This window comes from Deltaproteobacteria bacterium, from assembly GCA_016235345.1.
GTDB lineage: Bacteria > Desulfobacterota > Desulfobacteria > Desulfobacterales > Desulfatibacillaceae > JACRLG01.
Genome location: JACRLG010000001.1, coordinates 170,374 through 177,910 on the forward strand (window position 1 = coordinate 170,374; position 7,537 = coordinate 177,910).

At 57.9% G+C, this 7,537-nt stretch carries 8 protein-coding genes; 1 reads left to right on the plus strand and 7 read right to left on the minus strand.

The window, feature by feature from the left end; all coding sequences use genetic code 11:
* Positions 1 to 39 precede the first annotated feature (39 nt).
* The 3 genes from HZB23_00705 to HZB23_00715 form a co-directional block, all read right to left on the minus strand.
* On the minus strand, positions 40 to 1,551 hold the full coding sequence (locus HZB23_00705; protein ID MBI5843170.1) for a DUF3943 domain-containing protein: 1,512 nt from the start codon (positions 1,549 to 1,551) through the stop codon (positions 40 to 42).
* Positions 1,552 to 1,878: 327 nt separating this feature from the next.
* Positions 1,879 to 2,322, minus strand: coding sequence for a hypothetical protein (locus HZB23_00710; GenBank protein ID MBI5843171.1), 444 nt, complete (start codon positions 2,320 to 2,322; stop codon positions 1,879 to 1,881).
* A 63-nt stretch (positions 2,323 to 2,385) separates the two neighbouring features.
* Complete coding sequence (locus HZB23_00715) at positions 2,386 to 2,535, minus strand: lmo0937 family membrane protein (GenBank protein ID MBI5843172.1); 150 nt, start codon at positions 2,533 to 2,535, stop codon at positions 2,386 to 2,388.
* 30 nt (positions 2,536 to 2,565) lie between these two features.
* Between HZB23_00715 and HZB23_00720 the strand changes: the two genes are divergently transcribed.
* Positions 2,566 to 3,165, plus strand: a complete 600-nt coding sequence (locus HZB23_00720; protein ID MBI5843173.1) for a hypothetical protein — start codon at positions 2,566 to 2,568, stop codon at positions 3,163 to 3,165.
* A 741-nt stretch (positions 3,166 to 3,906) separates the two neighbouring features.
* Here the strand turns inward: HZB23_00720 and HZB23_00725 are convergent.
* The 4 genes from HZB23_00725 to HZB23_00740 form a co-directional block, all read right to left on the minus strand.
* Positions 3,907 to 4,548, minus strand: coding sequence for a hypothetical protein (locus tag HZB23_00725; GenBank protein ID MBI5843174.1), 642 nt, complete (start codon positions 4,546 to 4,548; stop codon positions 3,907 to 3,909).
* 124 nt (positions 4,549 to 4,672) lie between these two features.
* Complete coding sequence (locus tag HZB23_00730) at positions 4,673 to 4,900, minus strand: hypothetical protein (GenBank protein ID MBI5843175.1); 228 nt, start codon at positions 4,898 to 4,900, stop codon at positions 4,673 to 4,675.
* Positions 4,901 to 4,943: 43 nt separating this feature from the next.
* Positions 4,944 to 5,987: an OmpA family protein gene (locus HZB23_00735; GenBank protein MBI5843176.1), complete on the minus strand. Its 1,044-nt coding sequence runs from the start codon at positions 5,985 to 5,987 to the stop codon at positions 4,944 to 4,946.
* Positions 5,988 to 6,076: 89 nt separating this feature from the next.
* On the minus strand, positions 6,077 to 7,537 hold a 1,461-nt coding region (locus HZB23_00740; protein ID MBI5843177.1), incomplete at its 5' end, for a DUF3494 domain-containing protein.

The window sequence follows — 7,537 nt, forward strand, 5'->3', positions numbered from 1 at the left end:
GAATCAGCCCGTTCCAATCAGAGGCATAAGAAGTTAACTTCACTCCACAACCCCGAACCCCTCCTTGCCAAGCAGGGTATAGACAAGGCTTAAGGTTCCGGTTGTCTGGTGCGCGTCGGTCCGGTCGGGGTAATAGGCGTCCCGGCTGGATGCTATGTACTGAATTCCGGCGGCGTGCCTTCCGTAAACGCGGACTGTGAGCCCGGAGTTCCAGCGCACAATGTTTTCCCTTCCGGGCTCGGTGCCGCCAAGGTCGCTTATGTAATAGGCGCGGCCTGTGGCGTCCAGCATGGCCCGGTCGCCCAGGATGAGCCTAAGCGCAACCAGCCCCTGGGGGGCCACGCCATAATGGTAGTTGCGCTCGCCCGCCCCGGCGATGGTGCCCGCAGCGCCGTAGCCGACGCCGCCCAGGACCGAGCCCTGGAGCGTCAGCGATTGTGCGGGCCGCCACCGGAAGGTGGTTCCCAGGGAAAAGGCCGTGCTTGATACCCGGAAGATTTCCGGCGATATGTAGTCATAGCCGCCGTAAAGCCCCCAAATCCCTTTATAGGAGTCACCGGCTTCGTATTTTCTTCCCGCCAGGAGGCCGCGAACCATGACGTTTTCCACGGGGTTGTCGGTATTGCCGGAGGCCGTGACCTCAAAATGGAAGTAATCGAAGGGGCGCTTGTATTCGTATCCGGGCTTTCCCGGAAGTCCGTAGGCCATGGAAAAGTCCAGGGTGGCGTCCGTTCTTTCAACAGGGATCGATCCGTTCTGATCAAAAAAGCGGCCCAGGCTCGCGCCTAAACGCAGGCGCCATAAGGTGGCCGGATTGCGGCTTGCAAAGACGGGTTTGAAGCGATCACCGAACATGAGGCGGTTGAAACCCAAGGGAGGAGAAATGCCTGCGGCGAAAAACTCGCGCCAGACACTTGGCTTTTCTCCTTCGAGCAAATGGCTGGCCATGCGATGGAGCGGCTCTCCGAAAAAACTTCCTGCAATGCCGGAAGCGATCTGGTCATTGAAGGAGGGCGACGTGGTCTCGCCCCCGGTTTCCCAGAGGAAACTGCCCACGAAGGTATAAGCGGCTGATTCCCAATAGCCAAGGCCAGCCGATCGGGCCAAATTGTGGTAAACGGCCCCCTGGTAAGGATGCATGAACTGGTTCGTGGAAAAGTCGTCCAGGTCGAACCCCCAGGGGCCTTCCGCAACATGCTCCGTAAAGTTCGAAAAGCTGGTGTCGTAGACTTTTTTCCCGTTTTCCTCATCATCGGGGCTGATTATTCTGGCGCAACCGTTCAAAAGGAGGATGAAGCCGGGTATTTCAAGGGCCGGGATAATGTAGCTTTTGCCGCCGCCTGCGACATCTCTGCCCGCAACGGAGGAATCTGCCATCAGGCCGGGGGAAACATTTGCGGATGATTCCGCAGGCAGGGCCATGACAGGCGTGCCGCTTTCAAATGAGTCCGCCAAAGACGGGAAAAACGGAACGAGGCAGGCAAGAACCAGGAGGAGGAAAAAGCGGAAAGCCTTTCCCGACTTTGCATATATGTTTTTTGTCAGGATCATGGCTTGTGTCATCCTTTTAAAGTCTTAATGGCGGAGGTCTGCAGGTTGCAGGCATGAATTATTTCGCCTCGTTATAAAAATTTTTCGCGGCCAAGGTTGTTGAAAACCCCTTAAATCAGGGGAAATTGTATGGTTGGACCACGCCAAAGGCTCGGCCCAACATCCTGATAAACCAAGTACTTTGTTGGGTCGCGCTGCGTTTGGACCAACCTGTGCGAGGTTTTGCAATTACCCTGGCCAAAAATCAGTTTCAGCAAAGCGGTTTTTCCTTGGAGCGCGGGCGGGCCGCGATACGAAAACGGCCCGCCCGGTTTTGAAGAAAAACGCCTATCCTGCGTACCCGCTTTTTTCCAGGTCCGACAGAACGCGCTCGATCTGGTTCGGGGTTTCCGAGCCCAGGGTCTTCATGCTGGCGTTGTCAAGCTCGACGGCAAGGCCGGTTTGCTCATGGATGATCCGTTCAAGGGCCTCGTCGCTCATGTTCTTCGGGTCGGCCATGACCACGGCGATCTTGTCATTGTCCAGGGACGAACGCCCGCCCGGCAGGTAAATGGTGCCGGAGCTGAAGTCCACGGCAAAGGCGATGATGCCGGGAACAACGAACAGTATCAGGCATACTCCGTCCATTATCGCCACGGCGGGGTCAACCCGCCCTCTCGTCTGCCCACGGCGCTCGGGGTAGACAAAATACCCGCATGCCGCCGTCTGCAGCAGGAAGAACGCCACTACCAACAGACAGATGACTCTTTTCCAGCTTCTTGTTTTACACATGGGAAAGACTCCTTCCTTGTTTTATGAATTGCGGGGCAAAGCCTCGGCTGATCCGATCACTTCTCAGATCGGCGGCCGCCCCTTGATAACCCTGATCAGCACGACGATAACCGCGATGACCAACAGCACGTGAATGAGCCCGCCCACCGTGACATGGGTCAGAAGCCCCAAAAGCCATAGCATTACCAGTATTACGACAATGGTCCATATCATCTTGTTCTCCTTCCGGGCCGCCCCTGCCGCGTGGCGACAAATGCCTTACCTGCCGCGTCCCTGGCCTCCGTCTTCACGTTCCTCATCTTCCCCGTACTGTTTCCGATCCTTCTTGTTTCGCCCTTTTTTATCCTGACCCTTGCTCTGAGGCTGGGGCTGGGGTTGCTGAACCTGCTGCTGCTGAACCTGCTGCTGGTCCTGCTGCCTCCGCCGCTGATCCTGCTGCTGCTGCACCTGCTGTTGCTGGTCCTGCTGCCTCCGCCGCTGGTCCTGCTGCTGCTGGACCTGCTGTTGCTGGTCCTGGTGCCTCCGCCGCTGGTCCTGCTGCTGCTGAACCTGCTGCTGCTGATCCTGTTGCCGCTGCTGCTGAACCTGCTGTTGCTGGTCCTGCTGCCTCCGCCGCTGGTCCTGCTGCTGCTGCTGAACCTGCTGCTGCTGATCCTGTTGCTGCTGGTCCTGCTGCCTCCGCCGCTGATCCTGCTGCTGCTGGACCTGCTGCTGATCCTGCTGCCTCCGCCGCTGATCCTGCTGCTGCTGGACCTGGGGCTGCTGATCCTGCCGCCGCCGCCGCCGCTGATCCTGCTGCTGCTGGACCTGGGGCTGTCGGCCCTGGCCATCCCACTGTCGTGACTGTTGCGGCTGCCGGGCCTGCGGCTGCTGAACAGGCCGTTGCTGCTGCTGTGGCTGTTGCTCCTGACCCTGGCGTTGTTGCCACTCACGTTGCTGCTGCTGTGGCTGATTGCGGGGGTTGGCCTGCTGTACTCCCCAGTTTCCCTGCCTCTCCCAATACTTGTTCTGCTTCCAGCCGCGCCAGTTCTGTTCCACCTGCTGGTGCCGGATTCGACGGTGCTGCCAGGGCCTGCCTTTCCATTCGCGGGTTCTGTAGCGTTGTCTCCAGTCGCGGGGAACGCTGCGGTAAAACGTGGGGGTGTCCCTGTAGTAAGCCCAACCCCTGTCGTAATGCTGCGAACGATACCAGCGGCCGCTCCACGGACGCCACCACCAGCCTTCAAAGAAAAAAATGTCCGCCTCGATGTCCGGAACAAAATAGACATCTGTCTCAGGCATCACCACCATTTCGGGAGGCGAGGAAAACACGATGAGGGGGGGAAGCTCGATCCCCACCTGAATGCTTCCCATTGCAAAGACGGGGCCAGCCAGAACGGTCAGCCCCAAGACCGTAACCCCCGAAAACATCAGCTTTCTGAAACTTCTTACCTTCATGGCGCTTTTCCTTTTTGTAAGCGTTCACAGCAGGCCAACGGGGTTCCAAAGCACTTTATACGCTGAAGTGGAAACAACGGGTGTTCCATCCACCCTCAGACCCATTGTGAACGCTCACTTTCCTTCTTGCCTGTGCGCTATGACTCTTTAACGGTTCTGTCCACGGCCATTGTAGTCCTGGTCCTGGCGTCTGTCCTCCTGCCGCTGTTCCTGGCGTCTGTCCTGCCGCTGTTCCTGGCGTCTGTCCTGCCGCTGTTCCTGGCGTCTGTCCTGCCGCCTCTCCTGTTGCCGTTGCTGCTGGCGGTAATGACGGGGATTTACGCCCTGGACTCCCCAGTTGTTCTGCCTTTCCCAATGCCTGTTCTGTCTCCAGCCGCGCCAGTTCTTTCGAACCTCTTGCTGTTGAACGCGCTGGTGCTGCCAGGGCTGGCCTCTCCAATCGCGGTCCCTGTAGTGCTGTCTCCAGTTGCCGGGCACGTTGCGATAAAAAGCCGGGGTGCCTCTTCGATAAGCCCAGCCCCTGTCGTAATTCCGCGAACGGTACCAGCGGTTGTTCCATGAACGCCACCACCAGCCTTCATAGAAGAAAACGTCCGAATCGATATCCGGCACGACGTAAACATCGGTTTCCGGCAGCACGATCAATTCGGGCGGCGCTGAAAACACCAGGGCGGGAAGCTGAATGCCCACCTGGACGTTCACCCTCGCCAATGCCGGACCGGCCAGGACGGTCAACCCGAACGCCGTGATTCCAAAAAGAACCAGCTTTCCAACATGTCTTACCTTCATAGGGCTTTTCCTTTTTTTTGCAGATGCTTACCAATGGTCTAGAAGGCAGGCCTTTCGTTTACAATCAAAAGAAAGCCCCGCCCTTAACGCGATCAAGGCTTGGTGATTTTACCTCGTATCGATTTCAGCCGTTCTTTCGATCAAGCGGGACAATGAGGAGCAGCCCGCCGACGATTATGGCTCCCACTCCCACCCATACAGGCATGTTGACCGTCTCCCTGTTGGAGATTGAAAGCTCGATCGCGCCCAGTCTCGCCGTGCGGGTCTCCCGGGTGTACCAGAAGCCGCCATAGGCCAGACCCATGATACCTGCCGCTATAAGAACGAGGGCTCCCATTTTGATTACGTTCATTCCGGTGCCTCCTTACCCGCTTTCAGAAAGTTGAAGACGGCTTTCAATCCACGACTATGGTGAACAGCACCCGCCTGTTGGACTTGGCCGCCCTGGACTCGATGTCGACTGGATAGGCTTCGAAGTTTGCCGGGCGGTTTTCGCCGTATCCGATCTTGGTGAGCCTTTCCGGCGCGATGCCGCCTTCGATGAGGGCCTTTCTGACAGTGGTGGCCCTTTTTTCACTCAAATCCTGGTTATATTCCTGGGTGCCGCTGGCCGATGCATATCCGGCAATCAGGATGTCTATGTCCGGGTTGGCGTTTAGCGTATCGATGTTCTTAAGCAGTACCTCTTTCCCCGCAGGGGTGAGGCGTGACTGGTCGTGCTCGAAATGGGTATCGACAAGTTCGATCAGGACCACCTTCGGGACTGCTTTTACTGCCGCCGGTGGTAAGGGCGCCGCAGCTTTTGGGGCTGCGGCGCGGGGGGCGGGGGCGGGTGTTACGGTTTGTTCTGCGGGTTGTGCTGCGGCAGAGTAAGAGGATGCTGTTACATGCTTGTCGCCGCCGAACTGGAAGGTAAGGCCGAACGTGTATTCCAGGTTGCCTTCAAGCTCGTCGTCTTCATAGAACAGATCATGCCGGACGTCGGCACGGAAGGCCACGTCCTCGGAGATGAAGAATTTCGCCCCAAGGCCGTAATCCAGCATTCCCCGGTCACGGTCATTGCGGTCGGAAGGATCATCAATTCTGATGCCTCCGAAACCGACTGCAATAAAGGGAACAAAATTGCCATCCGGGTTGAAATGATAAAGAAGGTCAGCCCCGTAACGGAAGACGTCCACGTCCTCTTCCTGGTATCCGTAGGCTTCGCTTTCCGTGGGGACATAGCCGAACATTGCTTCTATCCCCAGGTTTTTGGTGAAATTGTACCCGGCGCGGGCTCCGAAGTACCAGTCGTCCTCAAGGCACTGGAAACAATCGAACACGTAGCCGCCCACGAACGGCGAAACGGTTACTGCGCCCGCCCTGTTCTCCGCAGACACCGGGGCGGCGAGAGCGGCCAGCAGGACTGCGACAGTGAGGAGCATGGATATTTTGCGCATTGGAGATTCTCCTTTTGATGTTGGCCTTCCCGTATCCTGCGATACGGGAAGGCGTTGATTGTGTTCAAGGCAAACCAAGACCCCGCGTTTTACGGCGTGATGACGATGTTATTGGCGATAAGGGTTATTGCGCCGAAGCCCGAAGCCTGAGCGCCGGCCAAAAGCCTGCCGTTTACCTGCGCGCCGGTGTTGAGGGAGATGTCGTCATAGGCCAGGATGGTTCCGTTGAAGAGCGTCCAGTCTCCGATGGTGGCGGCGCTGCCCACCTGCCAGAAGACATTGGCCGCGTTGGCGCCGTTGATGAGCATCACGTTGCCTCCGGTTCCGCAGGGAACCGATGCGCCGCAGCCCACTGTGGTGAGGGTTGAGGCGATCTGGAAAATCCAGACGGCGTTCGGGTCGCCCTGTCCGTCAAGGACGAGATTTCCTGACGCGATGGAAAGTGTTGACATGGACTTGTAAATCCCTGGGGGAAGGGTCTGCCCGCCCAGGTCTCCGGCCACAGTGGCTGGAGCTGGCTGAGTCCGTCCTGCAGCGTCGTTGTACGCAATGGTCAGATCGGCCTTGGCGACAGCCAGACCGGCGGCGTCAATGGTCGCGCAGGCCGGACCTGTGGCGTCAACGGCATAGACGATTCCATTTATTTCGGGGCAGCTTAAAGGCGAGCTGAACCCGGTGATGGAGGCTCCTGCGGTGGGGCTAACCCCGATATCCCCGGTAATGGAGGACATCGGAATGTTGGAGATTCCGCTTCCGGACAGTGCCGCGAAATGAGCCGCCGCGCCAAGGTTCAAGGGCGCAACTCCGGTGGTAAAGGTCCAGACGTAATCATTGAGCATTGCGTTGCCCGCCAGGTCCTTAACCTGATTGGTGACCGTGGCCGTATAGACGGTGAAGGGCAAAAGAGGGCTCAAAGGCGTGAATGTCGCAGTCAGGCCCACGTAGATCACCGTGCCTGCAACGGGCGTGAGCCCCTGCTTCAAGGTAAATGAAGCGGTGCTGATGGTGGCGGGGGTCATGGTCTCGCTGAAGGTGGCTGTAACAGGAGTCTTTATCCACACTCCGGTTGCGAGATCGGCAGGGCTTACCAGGGTAATCGTGGGCCTTACAGTGTCAGGCGCGGCTCCCGTGGTGAAGCTCCAGACATAATTGTTCAGGAGCGAGTTTCCTGCCAGGTCCTTGGCCCCGGTTGTGATGGTGGCGGTATAGACGGTGCTGTTTATAAGCGGAACCGAGGGCGTGAAAGTCGCGGTCAGGCCCACGTAAACCACCGTGCCCGTAACAGGAGTCAGGCCATTGTATAAGGTGAATGTGGTGGTGCTGATGCTGATGGGGGCCATGAATTCACTGAATGTGGCGTTGACCGCCGTGTTGATAAGCACTCCGGTTTCGAGATCGGCGGGACTTACCAAAGTGACCGTGGGCCGTGTTGTGTCAGGTGCGGCTCCCGTGGTGAAGGTCCAGACGTAATTGTTCAGGAGCGAGTTTCCTGCCAGGTCCTTGGCCCCGGTTGTGATGGTGGCGGTATAGACGGTGCTGTTTATAAGCGG

Excerpts from the sequence above, each read along its gene's own strand:
- HZB23_00705 (MBI5843170.1), bottom strand. The coding sequence starts at position 1,551 with ATGATCCTGACAAAAAACATATATGCAAAGTCGGGAAAGGCTTTCCGC.
- HZB23_00710 (MBI5843171.1), bottom strand. The coding sequence starts at position 2,322 with ATGTGTAAAACAAGAAGCTGGAAAAGAGTCATCTGTCTGTTGGTAGTG.
- HZB23_00715 (MBI5843172.1), bottom strand. The coding sequence starts at position 2,535 with ATGATATGGACCATTGTCGTAATACTGGTAATGCTATGGCTTTTGGGG.
- HZB23_00725 (MBI5843174.1), bottom strand. The coding sequence starts at position 4,548 with ATGAAGGTAAGACATGTTGGAAAGCTGGTTCTTTTTGGAATCACGGCG.
- HZB23_00730 (MBI5843175.1), bottom strand. The coding sequence starts at position 4,900 with ATGAACGTAATCAAAATGGGAGCCCTCGTTCTTATAGCGGCAGGTATC.
- HZB23_00735 (MBI5843176.1), bottom strand. The coding sequence starts at position 5,987 with ATGCGCAAAATATCCATGCTCCTCACTGTCGCAGTCCTGCTGGCCGCT.